This window comes from Bradyrhizobium sp. 40, assembly GCF_023100925.1.
Taxonomy (GTDB): domain Bacteria; phylum Pseudomonadota; class Alphaproteobacteria; order Rhizobiales; family Xanthobacteraceae; genus Bradyrhizobium.
Window position 1 is genome coordinate 4,893,318 of the sequence record NZ_CP064688.1, and the last position, 24,426, is coordinate 4,917,743.

The following is a 24,426-nucleotide window of genomic DNA, read 5'->3' on the forward strand; positions in this document are numbered from 1 at the left end:
ATCCGTCGCGAAGTACAATCCCAAGCCGAGAGCGCTCATCGTCATCCCCTGTCATGCCACCGCTTGCGAGCGTGCGACAGAGCGATGGGCTCGGGATAGGTCAGAGTTGTCGCAACGCACTGGAGCAGCCCGCGACCGGCGCGGCGCGCCAAGGCACATTTTAGGGCAGCGCTGCCCGCGGGGAGTGCAGGCCAGTGCGGATCGTTCCACGCGAGATAAGTGCGGCGCACCACGAGTTTTCCCGAACGAAACGCGACATCCGCTGCACTGCAATCCACACGCCGCGCACGGACTGTCTAATTTGCAGGCGATCGACCGGCGCTACGGGCCGTGCGATTGCTCACGAGCTATGCATGGCAGTCGGCTCAGCCTCTCTTTATTGTACGATCAGTAAGCAGTGGTTTTGCCGCTCAACGCATCGCGACCAAGCGGCGCCAGCCGATGACGATGCCCGTGATGGAGAACAGAAGGCCGAGGGTGCAGAGCCCGACGACCAAGCCGTCGCGCAGCAACGGACGCGTCAGCAGGACCGGAAAATCCAGCGTGTGCAGCGCGCCGTAGAACCAGCGATAAGCCCGCCGCGACGAATCCAGCCTTTGCAGCAAATTGCCGTCGGCGCCGTCGATGTCAAACCAGAGGTCACCGCAGTACGAGCGGTAGACCGGGGCGCGCGGGACATTGGACTGCGCGGGATAGTCGTCGTTGTCGGCAAGTACGGACGGACCGCTGCAGCCGGCCGCAAGGCGCGCGGTCAGCCCCTGGACCTCCTGCACATCCAGAGATCCCGTTGGTCCATCGCGGGGCGCGTCGCCTGCCTTGATCAAGGTCTGGCCGGCAAGGCCCGTCCGGTCCCGCCGATAGAGAGTGCCGTTGAAGGCAAACCATTCGATCTCGCGGGTCGACGGCGATACAGGCTGCCGATCGAGCGATGCAGCCGCCGCCCAGTTCGGTGAAGCGTTCATCACGCTGGATTCAGCCGAGGTCAATTGCCCACGCGAGAACAGCCGCCCATGATCCATGGAGAGCCAGCCACTGAAAATCCAGCTCAGTACGAACACCATGGCCGCGAGGCCGATGAGATGATGCAGGGCATGCCAGCCACGATAGGGCGATCCGATTAGACCGCTTCGAGGTTTGATCCGCCCAAGTCCGAGCACAGCGCCAAGCAAAGCTGCGATCAGCGCCAGCAGCGACAAGGTCCAGACCACGCGATCCCACAACGACCAATTGCTTCGCAGAACTGTTGGATAGATCCAGTGCAGCACACTGCCGACGAGATTCCAGGTCCGCTCGCTGCGCGTCGTATCCAGGACGATCTCGCCGCCGAGCGAGGAGACATAGACTTCCGTTCCAGCGGAGTCGCCCAAGGCAACCCGAAACAAGGGCCGGTGGCGGTCAAAGCCGTTCGGCACGCTCCATTGGTCGTAGTCCAAGCGCGCAACGATCGCGGCCTGCGCGGCATCGAGCCCGCGGCTGCGGGCGTGATCCCGCGCGATGGCCAGCGCGACCTCGGAAGACGCGACCGACGCGTCGACCCCGTGGGCGGCGAGGACTGCGCCTGCGCGCGATGGCCCCGAAACGACATAGACTGGTCCGTCGCTGCGCTGGATCAGGCGAACGCGCGTCGCATCCGCGATCCCGCTCGCGGCAACGGCATCGGCGACCGCGATCGTCGTCTCAACGCGATCCAGCGGCACGAGGCCGGCAAAGCGTTCCGCTTCCGTCAGGGACGGAAACGGAACGAAGTGCATCACGATTCCCGTCGCGAACCACATCGCGAACAGCAGGCAGAACGCGATCCCGAGCCATCGATGCAGCAGGACGATCGCGCGCATCATCGGTCAGCGTCCTACCATTTGAACGCGGCCGAAATTTCGTAGGTCCTGGGCGCGCCCAGCAGGATCTGATCGGGATAGAACGGATCGCCCCAGATCGCATAACGCTTGTCGGCGATGTTACGCACCCGGAATGTCAGGCGGGCCTGATCGACCGCGTTGAACACCGTCTTCGGGATATCGACGAAGGCGTAGACATCGGCCACTGTATAGGCCTTCAGCGTCACGACATTGGCATCGGTGTTGTAGCGGTCGCCGACATGGCGGCCGGTGATGCCGAGCTCGACCGCCCAGGGCGTGAAGAACCGGTACGACGCGCCGGCATTGGCGACGACGCGCGGCACGTTCGGCGGCGTATTGCCGGAGAACGAGCCGCCGACGAAATCGTAATCGGCATAGCGGGCGTCGACATAGGCGATGTTGCCCCAGAGGCGCAGCGGCTCGATCGGACGCACCGAGGCGGCAAGCTCGACGCCCTTCGACTCCTGCCGCCCGGCGAGGTTGAGCTGCATGCCGCCTGCCGCCGCATAGACGTTCTTGCGCAAGATGTCATAGGCCGAGAACGACCACTCCGCCCGATTGTCCCAGAACAGGTGCTTGACGCCGGTCTCGTAGGTGCGCGCGGTGGTCAGGTTGAGCGGATCGGTCGGATTGAGCAGAAAGATGTTGTTGGCTGCGATGTCGGCGCCGGTCGCGTATTGGCTGAAAAAGGTCAGGCCCGGAACGGCTTCCCACGTGTAGCCGATACGGCCCGTCGTCGGGACCCAGGATTGCGAGAACGGGAAACCCGCGTTCACGAGCCCGGTCTTGTCGGTCGAGTTGCGGTCGAGCCCGATATGCTCGACGCGGAGGCCGCCGACTAGCGCAAGGGTCCGTGTCAACTTCAACCGGTCCTCGAACGACAGCGCCTCGTTGTCGATCCGCGCGGTCTGCTGCTTAGTCGTGAGCAGGCCGTAATAGCCGCGATCGGGATTGACCAGCGAGACGGAATCATCGGGGAAATTTGCGGCGCCCGGCCTTACGAAATCAAGGTAGCTTGAGGAAAGCGTCGTGACCAAGCGGTTGTCAAAGCCGGCGATATTCGCATCCCAGATCAAGTCGGTGATGTTGCCGACCAAGCGTTGGCTGTGCGCGACATAGAAACGCTCGCGATCCACCATGTTCGAGTTAGGGAGGCCCGAACTGGCATTGAACGCCTCGACCTCATTGTTGAACCATGTGCGCTCTGCGCCATAACCATAGGCCTGGCTTTTCAGCGTCAGGTCAGGCGCCAGCTTCAGCTCGAAGCCGCCGCGCAGCCACACTTCCTTCGCCACGTTCTTGTTGTCGAAGACGTTGTAGTTGGTGTTGAAGGTGCGGTCATCGATCGTGACCGCACCGAGATTGGTTTTATTGTAGTTCGAGACGTAATTGCCGGACACGATCCCCGTCGTCGCGTGCGAACCACTGAAGGCAATCGGCACCAGCGGCACACCCCAATAGGCTTTCGAGCGATCCTCGCGGTATTCGATCGCGCCCCAAACCTTTAGGCTGTTGGAGATGCGGTAGTTGAGCTGGCCCGAGACGTCGAGCGTCTTGGTGTTGGTGTCGTCGGCAAAGCCGTTGAGCGAGGAACGACTGACGTCGAAGCGGTAGTCGAGTCCCTGCACGTTCGTGCTGCCGCCCGATCCGTAATACGCCCGGAACGAGTTCAGCGAATCCCAGGAGAAATCCGCCTCGTTCCGGATCGGACCGGTGTGCGGCTGTTTGGTGACGAAGTTGATCGCGCCGCCGGCGGCGCCCTCGCCCGACATCAGCGAGGCCGGTCCCTTCAGGAATTCGACGGCCTCCAGGTTGGCCGTGTCGGTGATCCTCGAGGTCATGTTCTGCGGACCGATCTTGATGCCGTTGTAGAGCGTGTTGATCTGGCTGTTGGTGAAGCCGCGCATGGAGAAAGCCGACGGCTCGGCCGGATTGTCGCCGGATGTGACGCCCACCGCGCCCTGCGCGACGTCGGACGCGGTGCGATAGCCCTGCTCGCGCATGGTTGCGGCCGAGATCACCTCCACGGTCGCGGGCGTTTCGCGAACGGTCAGGCCAAGGCGCGAGGCGCTTTCGGCGACGGCATTGGTATTGAGCGGCGTCTGTGCTGCCGCAGTCGGCACGACAGGCTTGGGCACTGCGGATGCAGTCTCCGGCCGGCGCGCTGCTGCGCGGCGTGAGCTCTGCGCGTCCCGTCCGGCCGGGCTGGCCTGCCTGCGGGATTGTGGCGCCGACACCTCGACGGGCGGCAGTGGCTCGCGGGCCTGCTGCGCCAAGGCCGCTGGCATGTCGATGGCGACGAAAGATGTGAGAGCGGCGCATGCCAGTAAGAAATGGCGTGGTCGTACGATACAAAGGGAATACACGGTCTTGGACCTCGGTGTGACGTCAGTGGCACGTCACCGCGAACCAAGGTCCCATCTTCCGGCTCATAAGCCTTCCGATGAAGCCGAATGTCTGTACTCCCCGACCGACATTTTCGCGTGTGACCACGGCTGACGGCAGGTCTCCTGGCTCGCGGGTCACTACCTTGCGTCGCCTTCCCGGGACCGAGATACCCAGTGGCATGTGATGCAAGATTCGCCGCTTACAGTTGCGGGGGCAGCCACGGCATTGGGGACAATGTCCCCGCACCGCATTCCCTTTTCATCCCCTCTCGGGGAAACCGTCGCGAGCATCTAGGATTACGATCCAGACAGAGTCAATGTGCCAGTTGCGGCGTTATTGCCACAACGACCAGTTTCCTTGGAGATAAGCATGGAAGGCGAGACCTTCCTTTGGCTGATACGGCACGCGCCCGTCGATGGCGTCGCGGGGACGATCCATGCGGCCGACGCACCGGCCGATCTCGGCGCTCGCGCGCAGCTGGAGGCGCTGCGGCAGGGCCTGCCGCGCGAGGCCGCGAGCTATGCCAGCCCGTCGCGGCGCACGGTCGAGACAGCCCGCGCGCTGGGGCTCGAGCCGCTGCAGGTGGACGAATTCAGCGAGCAAGACTTTGGCGACTGGACCGGCCGTCGGCATGACGAACTCGCCGCGACCGGCGGCGAGGCCTATGCACAGTTCTGGAGCGATCCGGCGCGCGGACGGCCGCCGGGCGGCGAGAGCTTTGAGGAACAGGTCGCGCGGGTCCGGCTGGGTCTGTCGAGGGTCGGTGCCGGGACCGCAACGCTCGTCGTGCATTCCGGCACGATCCGCGCGGCGCTGTGCATCGCGCTCGATCTGACACCACAAGCTGCCCTGCGCTTCGTGATCGATCCGCTGTCGCTGACCAGGATCGACCGGCTCGCGACCGGCTGGCGCGTCGTCTACGTCAATCAGCGGACGATTTGATCAGGCCGGACGATCAGGCACATTGGCCTGCGCAAAGGTCGCCATGCCGTTGTGGAGCGCGCAGGCCGACCGCACCAGCGGCAGCGCGATTGCCGCGCCCGATCCTTCGCCGAGCCTGAGATCGAGGCTGATCAGCGGTTGCACGTTCAGCGCGCGCAGCACCAGCCGATGGCCCTGCTCGGCGGATTGATGCGAAGCCAGCAGGAACGGCTGGCACGAGGGGTTGAGCCGCGCCGCCGCCAGCGCCGCCACCGACACGATGAAACCGTCGATCAACACGGGGATGCGGCGCTGTGCAGCCGCGATAATTGCACCGCAGATGGCCGCGATTTCGAGACCGCCGACGGCGCACAGGATCTTTTCCGGCGAAGCGCCCGCAATGCCATGGCGTGCAATCGCGGCGTCGATCACCCGCGCCTTGTGCACACGGCCGGCCGCGTCAACGCCGGTCCCGCTGCCCGCGATCTCCTCAGCGCTCACGCCGAGCAGGCTCGCCGCAATCGCAGCCGACGTCGTGGTGTTGCCGATACCCATCTCGCCGAAGATCAGAACATCGGGCTGCCCGGCCTGCGCGCGTGTCACCGCACGTCGGCCGGCTTCGAACGCAAATGCCAGCTCTGCGGGGGTGAGCGCAGCTTCGATGCTGAAATCGCGCGTGCCGCTGCGCGGCTTGTCGGTCACGATTCCAGCGATCTCCTCCTGCGCCAGCGTGCCGGCGTCGATAACCTCCAGGCTGGAGCCCAGCTCACGCGCGAGCACCGAGATCGCGGCACCGCCGGAGGCGAAGTTCGCCAGCATCGCGATGGTCACTTCCTGCGGATAGGCCGAGACGCCCTGCGCGACGATGCCGTGATCGCCGGCGAAGATGACGATCGGCACCCGCGCCGCGCGCGGTTGCTCGGTCGCTTGCAGGCCCGCAAGCTCGATCGCGAGCTGCTCGAGCCGGCCGAGCGCGCCGGTCGGTTTCGTCAGTTGCGCCTGCCGCGCCACCGCCGCCTCGCGATGGACTGCGGAGATGTCGGGGCATTGTTGGGTGACCCATTCGGGGAGCATGCTGCCTCGCTGCCTCACGGCCTGCGCTTGAGGATGTAATTGTCCATGATCCAGCCGTGCCGTTCGCGCGCCTCTTGCCGCACCGCGACGATACGCGGGCCGATCTCGGCCAGCGCGCCGGACATCACGATCTGATCGGGCATGCCGAGATAGGCCCCCCACCAGATGTGCAGGCCCGCCGGATCAAGCGACTGGAACGCCGTGCCGCCGTCGAGCATCACCACCACGGTATCGACGCCCTGCGGCCAGCCGCCATCGCGCAAGCGACGTCCCGTCGTGACCAGAAAAGGCTCGCCGATGTCGTTGAGCGGCAGCGCATGCGCCGCACAAAGCGCCTGGATCGAGGTGATGCCGGGCACGACCTCGATCTTTGGCGAGGGATTGAGCCGCCGCGCAATGCGCAGCGAGGAGTCGTAAAGCGAGGGATCGCCCCAGATCAGCAGCGCGACCTTGCCCTTGCCTTCGAGATGATCTGCGATCGTCTGCGACCAGGCCGCGGCGACGGCATCGTGCCAATCGTCCACGCCCTTGCGATAGTCCGCTTCCGCGGCGTCGCGGACGGGCAGATCGAACTCGGCGATGCGGGTCGTGTCGCTGGTGAGCACATCGGCGCAGATCGTCCGCCTGAGATCGGCGAGATCGGATTTTGCGGTTCCCTTGCGCGGGATCAGGACGAGATCGGCCGCGTTGATGGCAGTGATCGCGGCGCGCGTGAGCTGCTCGGGATCGCCGCAACCGATGCCTATCAGGGAGAGCGTGAGCATCGTAGCTGCGAAGGGCGGCCATAACGGCCGCCCATTCGCTTGTCTCTAGGCCGCGTTGTGCAAACGCGGAGTGACGAGGCCGGCCGCGGTGACGCCTCGCAGCGACTTCGCCAGCGCCAGCACGCCGAGATCGGCGAGCGGCTCGATCACGATAACGAGCGCATAGGACGCCGCGAAGGTCGCGATGTTGGCGAGGTTGGTCGCACCGAAGCCGGAGCCATAAATCGCCCAGAACGCCACCCAGGCGATGACACCCGCCTGATAGGTCGTCGAAAGCGCCAGCGCCTGGCGGTACTTCAGATCGACATAGGCCGTGTTGCTCGAAATGATCCGCGTAGCGATTGCCTGGATCCCGAACAGCGGCACCAGCAGCGTGGTGACGTTCATGCCATATTGCGGCAAGTCGGGCGGCTCGAAGAAGATGCCCTGGAACAGCAGGCCGAACGCGAGGCCGAAGGCCGCAGGCGCAGCTCCAAACAGCAGGAACAAGGTCGAGCCGAGGATGAAGTGCACTTCGGAGACGCCGACCGGGAAGTGCGGCAGAATCTCAAAGAAGATAAACACGAGGCCGGTGGTGGCGAGCGTGCGCGCCGCGAACGACGTGATGCCCTGCTCGCGCACGGTCTCGACCGCGAGCTTCAAGGCAACACCGCCCACGGCGATGCCGGTTGCGTAACTCAGCACGAGCTTGGCGTCCGAGACTAGTCCGGGTTCGATATGCATGGCTCAGATCCTTCTTGCCGTCACACCCGACGGCCTTGGCCTCAAAACGTGCACGGCCGGTCTCCTGGCTCGCGGTTCACTGGGAGTCTCCGGCCTTCCCGAGCCTTGCGGCCCAGTGGCTGATCGAAGTCCCTCACCGCTTACAGTCGCGGGGGCGGCTGGGGTTTTGGGCGCCGCAACTGGGTCCGCCCATCCCCATTCCCGATTATGCTCCGGCGCTTTGCGCCGCGTCGAGCACCATGCGTCTCCTGTGTGCCCCTTTCGCCAGCCGGGCGTCAAGGGGCGAAGGGCGGCCGAGACCGTCATGACCGATAATCCCCCGCCAGCGCGCCGAACAGGATGACGGCCGCCGTGGAGGCCGCCCCGCCCCGCGCAAGCTGCTCGGCAAGTTCCGAAATGGTGGTGCGGACCAGCCGCTCATCGGGACGGCCGAGCGATTCGGCAAACAACGCCGGCGTGGTTGGGACGAGCCCGTGCTCGATCAATTTGACGACAAGCGCCGGAAACGTCCGCCGGCCCATATAGACTACGGTCGTCGCCTCCGGATCGGCCAACGCCGCCCAATTGAGGTCTGGCGGCAGCTCGCCGGTGACGTCCGCCCCGGTCACGAACTGCACGCGGCGCGAGGTGTGACGCCGGGTCAGCGGAATGCCGGCTTGCGCGGCGGCGACACAGGCCGACGTGACGCCGGGAATGATCTCGTAGCCGATGCCCGCTTCGCGCAACGTCTCGAGCTCCTCCTCGAGCCGGCCAAAGATGCCGGCATCGCCCGACTTCAATCGCACCACGCGCGCGCCTGTTGCGGCGTAGTCGACCAGCAGGCGGTTGACGTGGTGCTGCTTGGTCGAGGCGCGCCCTGCCCGCTTTCCCACCGCGACGAGATTGGCGCCGGGCCGGGCCAGATCGAGGATCGCCCCCGAAGCAAGATCGTCATAGAGCACGACATCAGCTTCGCGCAGCCGCGCGGCACCCTTGAGCGTGAGGAGCTCGGGATCGCCGGGCCCGGCGGAGACAAAGGACACAAAACCGCTCACCGGTCCTCCGCGATCAGGTGGAAGAACGTGCCGGTGGCTTGTCCCCGCCGCGAGCCGGTCTCGGCGATGACGGCGCCTGTCGCGTCGTGCACGACGGCCAGCGGCGTATCGGGTTGCGCGACGATCGTCGAATAGTGGAATTCATGGCCACGCAGGCGTGCACCCGCCTGATGACCCGGCATCGGCGCGGCGAGTTCGGCCAGACGATAGCCCAGATGCATGCGGCGTTTGGCAAAGCTCGTCTCCAGGCCAAGCAGGCCCGTCATCTCGTGGCGGATACCGTCGGCATCGGTCAAAGCGGTGCCCAGCACCATATAGCCTCCGCATTCGCCATGCACCGGGCGCGTTTCCGCGAAGGCCCGCAATCCGCTGCGGAAGCGCGCATTGGCCGCGATCTTGCCGGCCTGCAGCTCGGGATAGCCGCCAGGCAGCCAACACACATCGGCGCTCGGATCAGGGCCCTCGTCCGCCAGTGGCGAGAATGTCGAGATCTCCGCACCCGCCGCGCGCCACGCTTCCAGCATATGCGGATAGACGAAGGAGAACGCGGCGTCACGGGCAAGCGCAATGCGCTGGCCGGGCGGCGTCACGTTCACGCCGCTTGCGGCAGGTTGCGGCGACCAGGTGGCAGCCGAGCGAAGCACCGCGTCGAGATCGACATGCTCGGCAACGAAGCGTGCGGCCTCGTCGATCAGCTTACCGATCTCCGCCTGCTCCTCGGCCTGGACCAGTCCGAGATGCCGCTTCGGCAGGCTGATCTCGGCATGGCGCGGCAACGCGCCGAACACGGCGATGCCGGCGTCCAGCAGCGCACGCCGCACGAGGGCTTCATGGCGCGGGCTGGCAACGCGATTGAGCACGACGCCCGCAAGGCGCACACCGGGACGGTAGTCGCGAAGGCCCGCCGCGATTGCCGCCGCAGTTTGTGCCTGTCCCGAGGGATCGATCACCAGCAGCACCGGCCAGTCCAGCATCTCTGCGATATCGGCGGTCGCCCCGGTGCCGCAGACGCCACGCGCAGCCACTCCGTCGAACAGGCCCATCGAGCCTTCGGCCAGCACGACATCGGCGTCAATGCCGCGACTGACGAGATGCGAGATTGTCCCGCGATCCATCGCCCAGCTGTCGACGTTGACCGAGGCGCGTCCCGTAGCGGCGGCATGAAACGCGGGATCGATATAATCGGGGCCGCTCTTGAAGCACTGCACCCGCAATCCGCCGTTGCGCCAGGCGCGCGCGAGCGCAAGCGTCAGCGTGGTCTTGCCGACGCCCGAGGCCGGCGCGGAGATGACGAGCCCTGCTGCCATCACGACACCTCCGGAAAGCGCGGTTCGGCGCCCACCGGCCGATAGCGGCGGTCATAGTCAGCAGCATAGAGACGGCTCTCGGAAAAAACCGCCGAGCCCAGCGTCTTGCCGACCAGGATGAGCGCGGTGCGCTCCATCTCGCTGCCGACAGCCGCGTCGAGTGTTGCGAGCGTGGCGCGGACGATGCGCTGGTCGGGCCAGCTCGCGCGCCAGACGATCGCGACCGGACAATCCGCGCCGTAATGCGGCGTCAGTTCGGCGACGACCTTGTCGAGCAGATGGATCGACAGATGAATCGCGAGCACCGCGCCGGTGGCGGCGAAGGCGGCGAGCTTCTCGCCTTCGGGCATCGCACTGGCGCGTCCCGGCGTGCGCGTCAGCACCACCGTCTGGGCAAGGCCGGGCAGCGTCAGCTCGGCCTCCAGCGCAGCCGCGGCGGCCGAGAAAGAGGGAACGCCAGGCGTCACCGTGTAGGGAATGTCGAGCGTGCGCAGGCGGCGAAGCTGTTCGCCCATCGCTGACCAGATCGAGAGATCGCCCGAGTGCAGCCGCGCAACGTCCTTGCCGTCGGCATGTGCGGCGGCGATCTCCGCGACGATCTCATCGAGCGAGAGCGGCGCGGTGTTGACGATCCGCGCCCCGGGCGAGCAATGCGCCAGTACGCCTTCGGGGACAAGCGAGCCGGCATAGAGACAGACCGGACAGGCGGCGATGAGGTCGCGGCCGCGCAATGTCAGCAAATCAGGGGCGCCCGGCCCCGCGCCGATGAAATGCACCGTCATGCGCCGTCTCCTTCCGCGATCGCCGCGGTCGCGGTGCGATCCTGCGAGACCACCCGCGTCGCGATCAATCGCGCGCCAGGTCCAGCTGCCGCAAGCGCTGCCGCTTCGGCGACTGATCCCGTCCCGAACTTTTTCGCGATGAGGTTTGACTGCGTCGGCGTGTCGATGCCGGCCAACATTTCGGCGGCGACCGCCTTGATCGGCACGCCGCATTCGCGCGCGAGCTGCTTCAGAACCTCCGCGTCGGCCTTGTCGCTGACCGTCGCCACTGCTGCGAGGCCTTCGGGACCACCGGCCGCCATCAGCACCTCGCGCAGCGAGGCCAGCGTGACATCCTTTTTGAACCCGAGCCCGGCGACCTTCATCGGACTGCGCTCCATTGCACCACGGGCCGCACCGCCTCCCAGGACCGGTAGCGGCCGAGGGAAGCGGCGTGCGCAATCTCCACGCGCATCAGTTCGCCGCCGTGGCGCTGGTGCAGCTCACCCAGCAGCGCTTCCGTTTCCAACGTTACTGAATGCGCGACCAGCCGCGTACCGGGCGAGAGCCGCGACCAGACCGCGTCGAACATCGCGATGTCGAGACCGCCGCCGATGAAGACGGCATCAGGTGCGTCCAGCGCGGCAAGGGCTCCAGGCGCTTTTCCCGTGATGACTGTGATCCGATGTGCCAACCCGAACGCCGCTGCATTGCTGCGAATGTTGGCGGCGCGATCCTCGCGCGCCTCGACGGCGATCGCGGTGCCGCCGCACAGCGTCCACTCGACCGAGATCGAACCCGAGCCCGCGCCAATGTCCCACAGCCGTTCACCGGGACGCGGCGCCAACGCCGAGAGCGCGAGCGCACGGATCGGACGCTTGGTGATCTGGCCGTCATGGACGAAGAGTTCGTCCGATAGTCCCGAGCTGCGGGGAAGGCCCTGCGCTCCTCTCGCCTCCACCGCCACCGTCACCAGGCTCCCGGCAAGATCACCTGCAAAACTGTCGGCGCGATGCGCGTTGATAATTTCGCGCGGCCCGCCAAGCGCGGTGAGTGTCCAGAATGTCGAGGCACCCCATCCGCGCGCCGTCAGCCATTTCGCGAGATCGCCTGCCGCCTTCGCGTCGCGCACGAGGCAAATGATGCGTGCGCCTCGCGCCAGATGCGGCACCAGACGCTCGAATGGCGCGGCGTGGAGACCGAGGCACGCCACGGACTCAAGGCGCCAGCCTAGTCGCGCCGTGGCGAGCGAGAAGGTCGACGGCGCGGAATGCGCAATCCACTCGCCCGCGTCCAGCTTCTTGGCGAGGCTCGCGCCGGCGCCGTACCAGAACGGATCGCCGGAGGCGAGCACCGCTGTGGGGCGGCCGCGGCAGCTCAGCACGACATCTGCATCGAACGGCACCGGCCATGGACGGCCGCGCCCGGTTATGCCGGCAAGCGCAAGATGCCGTTCACCGCCGAAGACAGTTTCGGCATCATCGAGCGCCTTTCGGCTTGCCTCGGACAGCCCGGCAAGGCCATCCTCGCCGATACCGATGATGGTCAGCCAGGGATCAGCCATGACGCGCGCCCTCATTCTGGGCGGAACGGCCGACGCGAGCCTGCTCGCGGCGGAGATCGCGCGCGCCGGCATTGACGCTGTGTATTCCTATGGCGGCCGCACCCGCGCGCCCGCCGGTCAGCCGTTGCCGACGCGTATCGGCGGTTTTGGCGGCGTCGGCGGTCTTGCCGATTACATTCGTCGGGAAGAGATCACGCACGTGATCGACTCGACCCATCCCTTTGCCGCCGAGATGAGCCGCAATGCGGTCGCAGCATGCGCGGAAACCGGGACGCCGCTGATCGCTCTGGAGCGGGCGCCCTGGACCAAAGCGCCCGGCGACAACTGGATCGAAATACCTGATGTCAACGCCGCGGTCGCCGCACTGCCGGAGGCGGCGGCAAATGTGTTCCTCGCGATCGGCCGCCAGCACATCGCACCGTTCGCGACCAGGCCGCAGCACGCCTACACGCTGAGATTCATCGATCCGCCCGATGCGCCCCTGCCCTTTGCCGCGGACGTGATCGTGTCGCGTGGGCCATTCACGCTTGAGGGCGAGCTGGAGATGATGCGCAAACGCAGCATCACCCGGATCGTCGCCCGCAATTCGGGCGGCGACGGCGCGCGCGCCAAGATCGACGCTGCGCGGGTACTCGGCCTGCCGGTGATCATGATCGCACGACCGCAACTGCCGGAAAGATTGCGGGTCGAGAGCGTGGCCGAGATCATGCAATGGCTCGGTCATCGCACCTGCCTCGGCGCATAGACCCAGCGGCCGACGCGGCGTGTCTGCGAGTTGCCCACGATCACCAGCGTGCGCATGTCGGCCATTTCGGGTGTCGCTTCCTTCAGCCTGACGGTCTCGATCTTTTCATCGGCGGCGCTGATCGCGCGCGCGAAGATCACGAGGCGCTCGCCGCAGCCGGCCTCCTTCAGCACCGCAAGCGCGCGGCCAAAACCCTCCGGTCGGCTCGCCGAGCGGGGATTATACATCGCAATGGCAAAGTCGGCTTCCGCGGCGAGCCGCAGGCGCTTCTCGATCACCGCCCACGGCTTGAGATTGTCCGAGAGATTGATCGCACAGAAATCATGGCCGAGCGGCGCGCCAACGCGCGCGGCAGCGGCCAGCATCGCAGTGACGCCAGGCAGCACACGGATCGGCAGCTCCTGCCATTGCGGCGCCTGTTCGAGCGCCTCGAACACGGCAGAAGCCATTGCGAAGACGCCGGGGTCGCCGGAGGACACGATAACGACTTGCCCGCCTTCGGCCGCGAGCCGCAGCGCCTCGCTTGCGCGCTGCAGCTCTTCGCGATTGTCGGAAGGATGCAAAGTGAGCCCTGCCCGCGCTGGCACGCGCGCGACATAGGGCGCGTAGCCCAGAATATCGGTCGCGGCGGCAAGCGCGGCGGAGACCTCGGGCGTCACCAGCGCATCGCTGCCCGGCCCGAGGCCCGCGATGGTCAGCGTGCCCGTCATTCGGCGGCGTCCGGATGCCGGCCCTTGCCGTGCACGAGCACGATCGCGAAATAGGGGCAGTCGGCGGCATCGATCTCCGCGAGCCGCACCACGCGCTCGCCCGGCATGGTGCCGCGCTCGACCAGCCAGGCGTCGTCCAGCCGTCCGGCGGCAGCGAGCGCGCGGCGGACCTTTGCCAGATTGCGCCCGGTCTTCATGATCACGAGCGCATCGGAATCGCGCATGCGGCGCTCGAGCTCGGCCTCGGCGAGCGTGCCCATGAGCACCGTCGTCACGTCATCACCGAGCGCGATCGGCTGTCCCACGCCATTCCAGCAGCCGACCATGCCGGGAATGCCGGCGATCACCTCGATCTCGACACGGCCCTGCAGGCGCGTGTGCAGATGCATGAAGGAGCCGTAGAAGTAAGGATCGCCCTCGCAGAGCACGACGACGTCGACCGCGCGCGCCAGCCGGGCCAGACGTTCCGCCCATTCGCCGTGGAAGCCGGCAAGCAGCTGGACATATTCAGGCGTGTCGAAGGCGATTTCCGTGGTGACCGGATATTCCATCGGATATTCGGTGACGTCGGCCGCCAACATGCCCTCGACGATGCGGCGCGCCTGGCCGGGCCGGCCCTTCTTGCGGAAATAGGCGACATGCTTTGCGCCGCGCACCGTGCGATCGGCGCGCACGCTCATCAAATCGGGATCACCGGGGCCGAGACCGCAGCAGATGATGCGTCCCATCTATTCGCTCCGGCTCGCCAGCGCGTTCACGGCGGCGACCGTGATCGCGGAACCGCCGAGGCGGCCCTCAACCGTGAGCGCCGGCACCTTCGGATCGGCCATCAGCGCAGCCTTGGATTCGGCCGCGCCGACAAAGCCGACGGGACAGCCGATGATCGCCGCGGGCCGCGGGCAGCTCCGGTCCTCCAGCATGTTGAGGAGATGAAACAACGCGGTCGGCGCATTGCCGATCGCCACGACCGCGCCGTCGAGATGCGGCCGCCACAGCTCCAGGGCCGCAGCCGAACGGGTGTTGCGCATGGACTGCGCGAGCGCGGGAACGGTCTCGTCGCCCAGCGTGCAGATGACCGCGTTGGCGGCGGGAAGCCGCGCGCGCGTAATTCCTTCGGAGACCATGCGCGCGTCGCACAGGATCGGTGCGCCCTTCTGCAACGCCGCGCGGGCGGCGACCGCCATGCCTGATGTGAAGCGGATATGCGCCTCCAGGCCGACCATGCCGGCGGCATGGATCATCCGCACCACCACCTGCTCCTCGTCCGGCGTGAAGTGCGCAAGATCAGCTTCAGCCCGGATGGTCGCAAAGGACTGCCGGTAGATCGCCGCGCCGTCGGTCTCGTAAATGTGCGGCATCAGTGTCCTCCCATCAGGATGGAGGGATCTCTGACGATGTCGTCGCGGGTCAACCCCCGCAGGATGGGCTCATCGCGCGTCGACCCGGCACGCACGAGGTCGAAGCCGGCGCTGGTCGCAACCAGAGTGATGGCGGCGGGACCGGAATGGGCGCAACCCTTGGCACAGCCGGAGACGTGGAGCCGTGCGGCCGCGCCGATGTTCGGGGCCAGGGCCGCGGCAAGGCCGCGGGTATCGGCATGCGCCTCGCGACAGCGTGGCGCACCGCTGCAAGCGATGACGCGCAGCGCAGGGTCGTAGGCCTCGGTGATAAGACCGGTCACGCTCGGCATCGCGCGCTTGCCCTCGCTCAAAACCATCCGCCATGGCGTCATGCGCAGCGCATGTCCGCAACCGGCGAACTGGTTGAGCGTCGCATGCGCCATCTGCCCGAAGGCGACGCCGACCATCGCACCTTGCGCATAGAGGCCGGGACGCGCCGCGGCCATGATCGGCGCCGGCTCGGCCTCGCCGCGCAATGCCTCCGGCAGGATTGCGCCAGCGGCAAGATGCGCCGCCATCCGCCCTCGCCCGCCTCTGGCGCCGCCTGAGATCACGAACCAGTCGGCGAATGCGAGCGCGGTGGTCACGGCCTCGCCACGCACGACGGAGCGGCCGAGTTTGTCGCCATCAGCCCGGACCAGCAGTGCGCCGGAATGATCGCGCTCGATCCGCACGTCCGCGGAATCGCCCGCAAGCACGCGTGAGGTGCCGTCGTCGATGGCGAAGCCGAACTTGGTTGGAAGTTCGAGCGAGCTATCGGCGAGCGCCTCCTCGAGCTCGGCGGCGAGCGATTGGGTCGCGTCGCCGGCACGCCAGAACGGCGTCACAAGGATGTTGCGACGGGATTCGGTGTCAGCGTCCGGATCGAGCAGCGCCAGTTGGGCAAGGCCCTCGAGCAGCAGCCTGTGGCTGGTCTCGTTGACGCCCCTGATCTGGAGATTGGCCCGGCTGGTCACGTCGACCAGGCCGTTGCCATGGCGCTCGGCAAGATGGGCCAGTCCGGAGATCTGGGCCGCGTCGAGCCGTCCGCCGAACGGACGCACGCGGACCACGAGCCCGTCGCCCGATTGCATCGGGCGCAGGGCGCCGGGACACCAGCCCTTGACCACGGAAGCGCTCATGACGCCTCCCGCAGCGCAGCCGCAATCGAATTGCGGCGCGTTCGCCAGAGCGAGGCTTCATGCAGGCGCGTGAAACACGTCTCCATCGCCGCGAGTGCCGCCGGATTTTCGCGGGCCATGAAGGCCCGGACCTCGTCATGTCCGAGCGTCGCATCGTAGTAGAGGTCGAACAGATGCGGTGGCACGGCGCCGGCCAGATGCGCGAAGGCGGCCATATGCTCGAGCGTTGCGGTGATCTCGGCCGCCCCGCGAAAACCGTGGCGCATCATGCCGGCGATCCAGGCCGGATTGGCCGCGCGCGCGCGGACGACACGGGAGATTTCCTCGGTCAGCGTACGCGCATGCGGCTGCTCGGGGCGCGTCGCATCGAGATGATAGAGCGATGGCCCTGCCGCACCGAGATGTGCCGCGGCGGCCGCAATGCCGGCCTCATGCGCGGCATAGTCGGCCGCGAGCAGAAGATCGGTTTCCGGCAAATCCTGCACGTGCACGAAAGCATCGGCGGATGCGAGCCGCTTCTCGATACCGGCACGATCGAGCCTGATCTCGCCATCGGCCGAAAACGCCCATGACGATGCCGAGAGCCAGGCTTCGCCGGCGGCTTCGCGCGTCTCGGGCGTGAAGGCGTCCGGGATTGCCGAGAGGCCGACGCCGTATTGTCCGGGACGCGGCGCGAACACGCGCGATGTGCGATGGCGATATGGATTTTCGTCGCCCTCGTCCTCGCGGGCCGACAGCGCCTCGGCTGCCGCCTCGAACAATTGCGCAAGACCTGAGAAGACGTCGCGAAACAGGCCCGAGACCCGCAGCGTGACGTCGATGCGGGGCCGGCCAAGCTCGGCAGGCGCGATGATGTCGTAGCCGGTGACGCGGCCGGAAGCGTGATCCCAGCGCGGTGCGAGGCCGGCCAGATGCAGCGCCATGGCAAACTCCTCGCCCGCGGTGCGCATCGTCGCCGAGCCCCAGAGGTCGACGACAAGTCCCTTTGGCCAGTCGCCATGATCCTGCAGATGACGACGTAGCAATTCTTCGGCGAGCTTGATGCCTTGCGCATGCGCCGACGGCGTCGGTACCGCGCGCGGATCGATGGCGAAAAGGTTGCGTCCCGTGGGCAGCACGTCCTGCCGGCCGCGATAGGGTGAGCCTGACGGCCCCGGCGCGACGCGCTGTCCTGCAAGCGCGGCCCGCAAAGCGTCGCGCTCCGCGTCGCCGCAGGCGCCACGGCCGAACACGTGGAGGCCGTCACCGAACTGGCTTTCCTTGAGATCGCAGACGAAGCGGTCGATCCGCGGGATCGCTTCGGCCGGTGCGGCGGCTGCATCGAGGCCGAGATCGTCTTCGAGGCCTGCCGCGCGCGCCTCGTCACGGATCGCGGCGATCAGACGCTGGCGGCGGGCGGGATCGAGGCCGTCAGCCGTCGAGTACTCGTCGAGGAGCTGTTCAAGCCTGCGCAATCCGTCCGGCACCGCCGATGCTGCGAGCTGCGGCGGCAGATGGCCGATCGTGACGGCACCCAGGCGCCGCTTGGCCTGCGCGGCCTCGCCGGGATCGTTGACGATGAAGGGATAGATGACGGGCAGATCGCCAATCAGGGCTTCCGGCCAGCACGCCTGCGACAGCGCCACCGATTTTCCGGGCAGCCATTCCAGCGTGCCGTGCGCGCCCATGTGCACGACGGCATCATAGCGCTGCTGCCGGAGCCAGAAATAGAACGCGACATAGGCGTGGCACGGCGTGCGCGCGAGATCGTGATAGTCGGCATCGCGCGTCGCCGCATCGCCACGCTCTGGCTGAACCGCGATGATCGACCGGCCGCACTGAATCGCGGCGAAATGAAACGCGCCGTCGCGACAACCCGGATCGTTCTCCGGCGCGCCCCAGGCTTGCGCGAGATCATCCTGCAACACTTGCGGAAGGCGCGACAGCGCAGCGCGGTAATCGGCAACGCTCCAGCTCAAGGTCCGCTCGAGCAGCGTCTCGCCCAGTCCATGGACCGGCGCAACATCGAAGCCGGCCTCCGCTAGGTCCGACACCAATGCGTCGACCGAGGCCAGCGCATCGAGACCCACCGCATGCGCGATCTGATGCGGACGGCCCGGATAGTTCGAGAGCACGAGTGCCATCCGCTTGTCGGCGGCCGGCGTCTCCGCAAGGCGACGCCAGGCCGCAACGCGCGCGGCCACGGCCTTCACGCGCTCCTCGTCCGGCCCGTGTGCCAGATGCGAAAATTGCAGATCGGGATCGCGCATCGCTGCTGATTTGAAGCTCACCACGCCCGCAAACATGCGGCCGTCGACCTCGGGCAGCACCACATGCATCGCGAGGTCGCCGGGCGACAGGCCGCGGAGCGAACTCGCCCAGTCCTCGCGGCGTGCCGTGGAGAGTGCGACCTGGAACACCGGGCAGGATGCGGCATCGAACGGCGTCCTGCCGTCGTCGCCCATCGCCGAGAACGCCGTCGCATTGACGATCGCGGCAGGAGGATTTTGCGCAAGATGCACCCGCAACCAATCCGCGACCCCCGCGGCTTTCAGCGAGGTGACGAACACACCATGCGCGTCGAACCCCTTCTCGCGCAATGCGGCGATCAGGGCATCGACCGGGCCAGTGTCGGCAGCGGTGAGATAGGAGCGATAGAAGGTCACGAGCGCACGCGGCCTGCCCTCACCCAACGCCGGCGCGGCAATGACACCGCGCGCCGGATCGTAAAAGCCCATCTCGGGCACGGCCGTCTCGCCGATCACGGGGCCGGCATAGAGGCCCGAAGCCAGCGCAAGCTGCGCGATCGCGGCTTGCGATGCGACGGGGCCGCCGGTGTCGCAGAGCACCTTGAGCCGCCGCAGCGTCGAGACCGGCAGGGTGGAATACGCATCCAGACGCGTGTCGTCGCGGCCGTCGGCCGGCAGCACGGCTAGCACGATGCCGCGCTCCTTCGCCAGTTGCTGCAGGGCCCCGAGCCCATACGACCAGTAGGATTCCCCCCCGATCAGGCGCACGAGGATGCCGCGCGCCTGCGTAAGCGTGCGCTCGATATAGGTGTCGACCGAGAGCGGATGACGGAGTTCTGCGAGATTAACGAGCCGTAGCGACGGCAGGCTGTCGCGGCCACGGCGCCAACCGGCCGCGAACGCCGCCAGATCGGAATCCGAATAAGAGAGCACCACGAGATCGGCCGCGTCCTGGCCGATGTCCCTTGGTATCGCGGTCTCCTCGAGACCGCGGCTCTCGCGGAAGACGACGTGCATCAGATACCGAGTCCCGCCTTGATCGCGGCTTCATCAATGTTTCCGTGCTCGCCGATCACTACGAGCTTTGACCGCCTCGCACCCGCGCCCCAGGGCTTGTCGAACTGGTGCCGCACGCGCTCGCCGACCGCTTGCAGCAAGAGACGCATCGGCTTGCCCTCTACCGCGATGTAACCCTTGACGCGCAGCACGTTCTGTTCGCGCGCCAGACGCTGAACGGATGCGACCAGCGCGTCGATATCGGTGACTTCAGGAAGATCGATCACGACGGACGCAAAATCGTCGTGCTCGTGATCCTCCTCGCCGTCGTGATGCGAGGGACGCGCGGCGAGATCGTTCTCGGCGGCAGCACCGAGGCCGAGGATGACGCGCGCGTCGATCGCGCCGTCGGTAATCGCCAGCATCGGCACGCGGCGCGACATCTCGGCGGTGATCGCCGCTTTGGCTGCTTCGAGCCCTGCCGCACCCGCAAGATCGGCCTTGGTCAGCAGCACGATGTCGGCGCAGGCGATCTGGTCCTCGAACACTTCCGACAGCGGCGTCTCATGGTCGAGATTGCCGTCCGCCGCGCGCTGCGCCTCGACCGCAATTGGGTCGGGCGCGAAACGGCCGGCAGCAACAGCTTCGGCGTCGGCCAGCGCGATCACGCCGTCGACCGTAATGCGCGAACGGATCTCCGGCCAGTCGAATGCCTTGAGCAGCGGCTTCGGCAGTGCCAGGCCCGAAGTCTCGATCAGGATGTGGTCGGGCCTGACCGGCCTCGACAGCAGCTTCTCCATGGTCGGAATGAAATCGTCCGCGACGGTGCAGCAGATGCAGCCATTGGCGAGCTCGATGATGTTCTCTTCCGGGCAATTCGCATCGGCGCAGGATTTCAGAATCTCGCCATCGACGCCCTCGCTGCCGAACTCGTTGACGAGCACCGCGAGCTTCTTGCCGTTAGCGTTGGCAAGCAGATGCTGGATCAGCGTGGTCTTGCCGGAGCCGAGAAAGCCCGTGACGACCGTGACGGGGACTTTTGCGAGCGAATTCATTCGGCGGCCTCCGGCACGACGGCCAAGGGGAGAATGGGGGGAATGCGGGCAAGCGATTGCTTGCGGAAGATCTCCGGGCGGCTGCGCCAGGGCACGAGGCCATCGGGTGCGGCCGCGTAGGCCGCGGCGCCCGCGACCACGTCGCTGGCATTCGCATCCGACAGACGGCCATAGACATAGGACCAGCGGCCGGGCGCGCTGAGCGCGACCGAGCAACCCTGGTTGCATGCAGACAGGCATTCGACCGGAACCACGCTGACGCCGTCGGGCACGCCGGCCTCGAGGATCGCACCATGCAGGCGCTTGCCGGGCGTCGTCTCGCCTTCGCCAAGTGTCTCGCCGGCGCGGCAGGTGATGCAGACATGAAGTGTGACGGTCATCGCTTCTTCCAGAATAAACAGCGGGAAGCGAAGAGGCCCACGAACCGTTCTTGCGAAGGCCCGTTTCCCCGTCGCGGAACACCCCGTCCGCCGGTCCAAAATCGTCCGCGCTGGCAGGTCTCCCGGCTTGCGGAGCAGGGTTTCCCCTTCGATCCCCGCCTTCCCGATCCCAAGGGGATCAGTGGCTTCGGGCATCTCTCCGGTCACGGTCGCGGGGGCGGCTGCATTTTGGAACCAAATCTTGCCGATTCGGACCCTATCGCATTCCCTCTTCGCCTGTCGTAGGACAGGAACCAACGCCGGGTCACCATTTGCCCCCGACCGCCTCTTGTCAAGCCGAAGGACCCCGTCCGATGACGTCAGAACCGGATACCCAGACGGGCGACCAAACCGACGCCCGCCACGCCTCTAAAATGGCGAAGAAGAAGGTCGCCCGCGACAAGATCATGGCGACCAAGAGCGGCGAAAAGGGCCTCATCATCGTCCACACCGGCGCAGGCAAGGGCAAGTCCTCCTCGGCCTTCGGAATGATCGTCCGCTGCGTCGCCCATGGCTTCCCCTGCGCGGTCGTGCAGTTCATCAAGGGTGCCTGGGATACCGGCGAACGCCGCATGCTCACCGGCCATTTCGGCGACCTCTGCCAATTCCACGCCATGGGCGAAGGTTTTACCTGGGAGACGCAGGACCGCGCCCGCGACATCGCCGCCGCCCGCGCCGGCTGGGAGAAGGCCAAAGAGCTGATCCTTGACCAGAATCTTCGCATGGTCGTGCTCGACGAGATCAACATCGCGCTGCGCTACGACTATCTCGACATCGCGGAGGTCATCGAATTCCTCACGACGCAGAAGCCGCCGATGACGCATGTCGTGCTCACCGGACGCAACGCCAAGGACGAGCTGATCGAGATCGCCGATCTCGTCACCGAGATGACGCTGGTCAAGCATCCCTTCCGTTCCGGCATCAAGGCGCAAGCCGGCGTCGAGTTCTAAGAACTCGCGATGGCGCGCGCATTGATGATCCAGGGGGCCGGCTCGGACGTGGGCAAGTCGCTCATCGTCGCCGGCCTCGCGCGCGCCTTTGTACGACGCGGCCTGCGCGTGCTCCCGTTCAAGCCGCAGAACATGTCGAACAATGCTGCCGTCACGGTCGACGGCGGCGAGATCGGCCGCGCCCAGGCGCTCCAGGCGCTCGCCGCCGGCGTCGAGCCGCACACGGACATGAACCCGGTGCTGCTGAAGCCCGAGACGGATGTCGGCGCGCAGGTGATCGTGCAGGGAAAGCGCATCGCGACCGCGCGTGCGCGTGAATATGCGGCGATGAAGCCGTCATTGATGGGTGCGGTGCTGGAGAGCTTCGAGCGGCTGAAGGCGCGCGCCGATCTCGTGCTGGTGGAAGGCGCCGGCAGCCCAGCCGAGGTGAACCTGCGCAAGGCCGACATCGCCAATATGGGTTTTGCGCGCAAGGCCGACGTGCCGGTCGTGCTGGTCGGCGACATCGACCGCGGCGGTGTCATCGCGCAACTCGTCGGCATCAAGGCGGTGATCGACCCGGATGATGCCGCGATGATCCAGGGATTTGTCATCAACAAGTTCCGCGGCGATCCCACGCTGTTCGACGACGGCTACAAGCTGATCGAAGAAAAGACCGCATGGCGCGGCTTTGGCGTGCTGCCCTGGTTCGCGCGCGCCGGCGAACTGCCGGCAGAGGATGCGCTGGGCCTGAGCGATGCGCGCAAGCCGGGCCAATGCAAGATCGCCTGTCTCGCGCTGTCGCGGATTGCCAATTTCGACGATCTCGATCCGCTCAAGCTCGAGCCTGGCGTCGATCTCGTGATGGTGCGGCCGGGCGAGGCCATTCCCGGCGACGTCAGGCTCGTCATCATCCCCGGCTCGAAATCCACCCGTGGCGATCTCGCCTTTCTGCGCGCGCAAGGCTGGGACATCGATCTTCTGGCGCATCACCGCAGAGGCGGCCACGTGCTCGGCCTCTGCGGCGGCTATCAGATGCTCGGACACAGCGTCACCGATCCCGAGGGGATCGAAGGCCCCGCCGGCGACACACCGGGTCTCGGACTTCTGGACGTAGAAACTGTAATGAGCCCGCAGAAGACGCTGACGCGTGTCGCGGCCGTGCACGCCGCGACAGATCAGCCGATTCAGGCTTATGAAATCCACATCGGTCGCACCGATGGTCCGGATCGCGCGCGGCCATTCGCAAAGCTGAACGGCGAACCGGAGGGCGCGATCTCGCGCGACGGACGCGTGCAGGGCAGCTATCTGCATGGCCTGTTCACGTCCGATGAGTTCCGCAAGGCGTTTTTGGCGAAGCTCGACATTCCTGCCGGCGACGAGCCCTATCACGCCAGGGTCGAGAGCGCGCTCGATGCCCTTGCCGATCACATCGAAGGCCATCTCGACGTCGAAGGCCTGCTCGCGCTAGCGCGCTAGAGCCTCGGCCAGGCGCGTCCATTCGGGTTCGCCGCCCGGAAGTCCGAGGCGTAGCCATGTCGGCTCTCGCGCGAACACGCGCGACCAGATATGGCGACGCGCCAGCTTCTCCTGCGCGGCAAGCGCGTCAGGCGTCGCGTAGAGACGAAACAGCTGCGTCCCGCCAATGACCGTCCAGCCTTGCGCCTGCACCATGCCATCGAGGCGAGCGCAGTCACGCGCGAGCCGCACGGACGTGGCCTCGGCCCAGGCATCGTCATGCAGAGCGCGGCAACCGATCGCGATTGCCGCTCCCGAGACCGGCCAAGGTCCCGACATCGCCGCAAGCTTGGCGATGTCGGACGAATTGCCGAGCGCGAAGCCGAGCCGCAGGCCGGCAAGGCCGTAAAACTTTCCGAAGGAGCGCAGGATCAGCAGCCCCGGCCGGTCCTCGGATGCAAGTGACAGCTGCGGGGCCACATCGGCAAAACTCTCGTCGATGACGAGACGGCCCACGCGTGGCAGCAGCGCCAGCAAATCCCTTGGTGTGTGGCATCGGCCGTCGGGATTGTTGGGATTGATGACAATGGCGAGGTCGGCGCCCGCCAGCGCGTCGAGCTCCGCGACCTCCTGGACCTCCCAGCCCGCGGCCGAGAGGACCCCGGCATATTCGTTGTAGGTCGGCGCGAGGATGCGCGCGCGGCCGGGTGGTGCGAGTTGCGGCAGCAATTGAATTGCGGCCTGTGCGCCGCCAAGCGCGACGACCGCCGCGCTCGTGCGGTAAGCGTGCCGCGCCGCCCGATGCAGCGCCTCGATCTCGGCGCGCGACGGCAACGCGCTCCACGCGCGCGAGCTCACCTCGCCCACGGGATAAGGCAGGCGGTTGATCCCGGTCGACAGATCGATCCAGTCCTCCGCGCGACCGCCGAAGCGCTGCTGGGCCTGATCGAGATTTCCACCGTGCTCGCGCATG

At 66.7% G+C, this 24,426-nt stretch carries 22 protein-coding genes and 3 riboswitches; of the genes, 4 read left to right on the plus strand and 18 right to left on the minus strand.

The annotated features are described in order from the left end of the window. Positions 1 to 410: 410 nt before the first annotated feature. Positions 411 to 1,838 (minus strand): PepSY domain-containing protein, encoded by a 1,428-nt coding sequence (locus IVB40_RS23760; RefSeq protein ID WP_247816498.1) that lies wholly within the window; start codon positions 1,836 to 1,838, stop codon positions 411 to 413. Between the two features lie 11 nt (positions 1,839 to 1,849). Then, positions 1,850 to 4,222 carry a TonB-dependent receptor gene (locus tag IVB40_RS23765; RefSeq protein WP_247816499.1) on the minus strand — a complete coding sequence of 791 codons (2,373 nt, stop codon included), beginning with the start codon at positions 4,220 to 4,222 and terminating at the stop codon, positions 1,850 to 1,852. 116 nt (positions 4,223 to 4,338) lie between these two features. Then, positions 4,339 to 4,541: riboswitch (cobalamin riboswitch) on the minus strand. A 72-nt stretch (positions 4,542 to 4,613) separates the two neighbouring features. Here IVB40_RS23765 and IVB40_RS23770 point away from each other — a divergent pair. After that, a complete protein-coding gene (locus IVB40_RS23770; protein WP_247816500.1) occupies positions 4,614 to 5,186 on the plus strand; it encodes a histidine phosphatase family protein in 573 nt (190 codons plus the stop codon). On the opposite strand, the gene cobT is transcribed toward IVB40_RS23770, so the two are convergent. The 8 genes from cobT to cbiT all read right to left on the minus strand — a co-directional run bounded on the left by cobT (position 5,187) and on the right by cbiT (position 12,392). Further along, a complete protein-coding gene (gene cobT, locus IVB40_RS23775; protein ID WP_247816501.1) occupies positions 5,187 to 6,239 on the minus strand; it encodes a nicotinate-nucleotide--dimethylbenzimidazole phosphoribosyltransferase in 1,053 nt (350 codons plus the stop codon). 14 nt (positions 6,240 to 6,253) lie between these two features. Further along, positions 6,254 to 7,003 carry a precorrin-6A synthase (deacetylating) gene (gene cobF, locus IVB40_RS23780; RefSeq protein WP_247816502.1) on the minus strand — a complete coding sequence of 250 codons (750 nt, stop codon included), beginning with the start codon at positions 7,001 to 7,003 and terminating at the stop codon, positions 6,254 to 6,256. Positions 7,004 to 7,048: 45 nt separating this feature from the next. Then, the gene (locus tag IVB40_RS23785; protein ID WP_247359743.1) at positions 7,049 to 7,726 is read right to left on the minus strand and encodes an energy-coupling factor ABC transporter permease; all 678 of its coding nucleotides are present in this window, start codon (positions 7,724 to 7,726) and stop codon (positions 7,049 to 7,051) included. Between the two features lie 36 nt (positions 7,727 to 7,762). Next, positions 7,763 to 7,983, minus strand: a riboswitch (cobalamin riboswitch). Positions 7,984 to 8,028: 45 nt separating this feature from the next. Next, on the minus strand, positions 8,029 to 8,760 hold the full coding sequence (gene cobA, locus IVB40_RS23790) for a uroporphyrinogen-III C-methyltransferase (protein ID WP_247816503.1): 732 nt from the start codon (positions 8,758 to 8,760) through the stop codon (positions 8,029 to 8,031). Continuing rightward, the gene (locus IVB40_RS23795; RefSeq protein ID WP_247816504.1) at positions 8,757 to 10,067 is read right to left on the minus strand and encodes a cobyrinate a,c-diamide synthase; all 1,311 of its coding nucleotides are present in this window, start codon (positions 10,065 to 10,067) and stop codon (positions 8,757 to 8,759) included. Before IVB40_RS23795 ends, cobA begins: the two co-directional genes overlap by 4 nt. Beyond that, positions 10,067 to 10,849, minus strand: a complete 783-nt coding sequence (cobM, locus tag IVB40_RS23800) for a precorrin-4 C(11)-methyltransferase (protein ID WP_247816505.1) — start codon at positions 10,847 to 10,849, stop codon at positions 10,067 to 10,069. Before cobM ends, IVB40_RS23795 begins: the two co-directional genes overlap by 1 nt. Next, complete coding sequence (locus tag IVB40_RS23805; protein WP_247816506.1) at positions 10,846 to 11,214, minus strand: cobalamin biosynthesis protein; 369 nt, start codon at positions 11,212 to 11,214, stop codon at positions 10,846 to 10,848. Before IVB40_RS23805 ends, cobM begins: the two co-directional genes overlap by 4 nt. Continuing rightward, the gene (cbiT, locus tag IVB40_RS23810; protein WP_247816507.1) at positions 11,211 to 12,392 is read right to left on the minus strand and encodes a precorrin-6Y C5,15-methyltransferase (decarboxylating) subunit CbiT; all 1,182 of its coding nucleotides are present in this window, start codon (positions 12,390 to 12,392) and stop codon (positions 11,211 to 11,213) included. The genes IVB40_RS23805 and cbiT overlap by 4 nt, the downstream gene beginning before the upstream one ends. Between cbiT and IVB40_RS23815 the strand changes: the two genes are divergently transcribed. Next, positions 12,391 to 13,137, plus strand: a complete 747-nt coding sequence (locus IVB40_RS23815; RefSeq protein WP_247816508.1) for a cobalt-precorrin-6A reductase — start codon at positions 12,391 to 12,393, stop codon at positions 13,135 to 13,137. The genes cbiT and IVB40_RS23815 overlap by 2 nt on opposite strands. Here IVB40_RS23815 and cobJ read toward each other — a convergent pair. The 7 genes from cobJ to IVB40_RS23850 are packed head-to-tail and all read right to left on the minus strand — an operon-like array spanning position 13,113 to position 21,027. Continuing rightward, entirely contained in the window at positions 13,113 to 13,847 is a 735-nt protein-coding gene (cobJ, locus tag IVB40_RS23820) for a precorrin-3B C(17)-methyltransferase (protein WP_247816509.1), read from the minus strand. The genes IVB40_RS23815 and cobJ overlap by 25 nt on opposite strands. After that, the gene (locus IVB40_RS23825; RefSeq protein WP_247816510.1) at positions 13,844 to 14,575 is read right to left on the minus strand and encodes a precorrin-2 C(20)-methyltransferase; all 732 of its coding nucleotides are present in this window, start codon (positions 14,573 to 14,575) and stop codon (positions 13,844 to 13,846) included. Before IVB40_RS23825 ends, cobJ begins: the two co-directional genes overlap by 4 nt. Then, positions 14,576 to 15,205 carry a precorrin-8X methylmutase gene (locus IVB40_RS23830; RefSeq protein WP_247433194.1) on the minus strand — a complete coding sequence of 210 codons (630 nt, stop codon included), beginning with the start codon at positions 15,203 to 15,205 and terminating at the stop codon, positions 14,576 to 14,578. Then, entirely contained in the window at positions 15,205 to 16,368 is a 1,164-nt protein-coding gene (cobG, locus tag IVB40_RS23835) for a precorrin-3B synthase (RefSeq protein WP_247816511.1), read from the minus strand. The genes IVB40_RS23830 and cobG overlap by 1 nt, the downstream gene beginning before the upstream one ends. Further along, on the minus strand, positions 16,365 to 19,613 hold the full coding sequence (gene cobN, locus IVB40_RS23840) for a cobaltochelatase subunit CobN (RefSeq protein WP_247816512.1): 3,249 nt from the start codon (positions 19,611 to 19,613) through the stop codon (positions 16,365 to 16,367). Before cobN ends, cobG begins: the two co-directional genes overlap by 4 nt. Further along, on the minus strand, positions 19,613 to 20,647 hold the full coding sequence (cobW, locus tag IVB40_RS23845) for a cobalamin biosynthesis protein CobW (protein ID WP_247816513.1): 1,035 nt from the start codon (positions 20,645 to 20,647) through the stop codon (positions 19,613 to 19,615). Before cobW ends, cobN begins: the two co-directional genes overlap by 1 nt. Continuing rightward, the gene (locus IVB40_RS23850; protein WP_247816514.1) at positions 20,644 to 21,027 is read right to left on the minus strand and encodes a DUF1636 domain-containing protein; all 384 of its coding nucleotides are present in this window, start codon (positions 21,025 to 21,027) and stop codon (positions 20,644 to 20,646) included. The genes cobW and IVB40_RS23850 overlap by 4 nt, the downstream gene beginning before the upstream one ends. Positions 21,028 to 21,121: 94 nt before the next feature. Continuing rightward, positions 21,122 to 21,340, minus strand: a riboswitch (cobalamin riboswitch). A 40-nt stretch (positions 21,341 to 21,380) separates the two neighbouring features. Here IVB40_RS23850 and cobO point away from each other — a divergent pair. Next, positions 21,381 to 22,016 carry a cob(I)yrinic acid a,c-diamide adenosyltransferase gene (gene cobO / locus IVB40_RS23855; RefSeq protein ID WP_247816515.1) on the plus strand — a complete coding sequence of 212 codons (636 nt, stop codon included), beginning with the start codon at positions 21,381 to 21,383 and terminating at the stop codon, positions 22,014 to 22,016. A 9-nt stretch (positions 22,017 to 22,025) separates the two neighbouring features. After that, positions 22,026 to 23,474 carry a cobyric acid synthase gene (locus IVB40_RS23860; RefSeq protein ID WP_247816516.1) on the plus strand — a complete coding sequence of 483 codons (1,449 nt, stop codon included), beginning with the start codon at positions 22,026 to 22,028 and terminating at the stop codon, positions 23,472 to 23,474. Here the strand turns inward: IVB40_RS23860 and cobD are convergent. Next, positions 23,463 to 24,425 (minus strand): threonine-phosphate decarboxylase CobD, encoded by a 963-nt coding sequence (gene cobD / locus IVB40_RS23865; protein ID WP_247816517.1) that lies wholly within the window; start codon positions 24,423 to 24,425, stop codon positions 23,463 to 23,465. The two genes, IVB40_RS23860 and cobD, sit on opposite strands and share 12 nt — an antisense overlap. Position 24,426 lies beyond the last annotated feature (1 nt).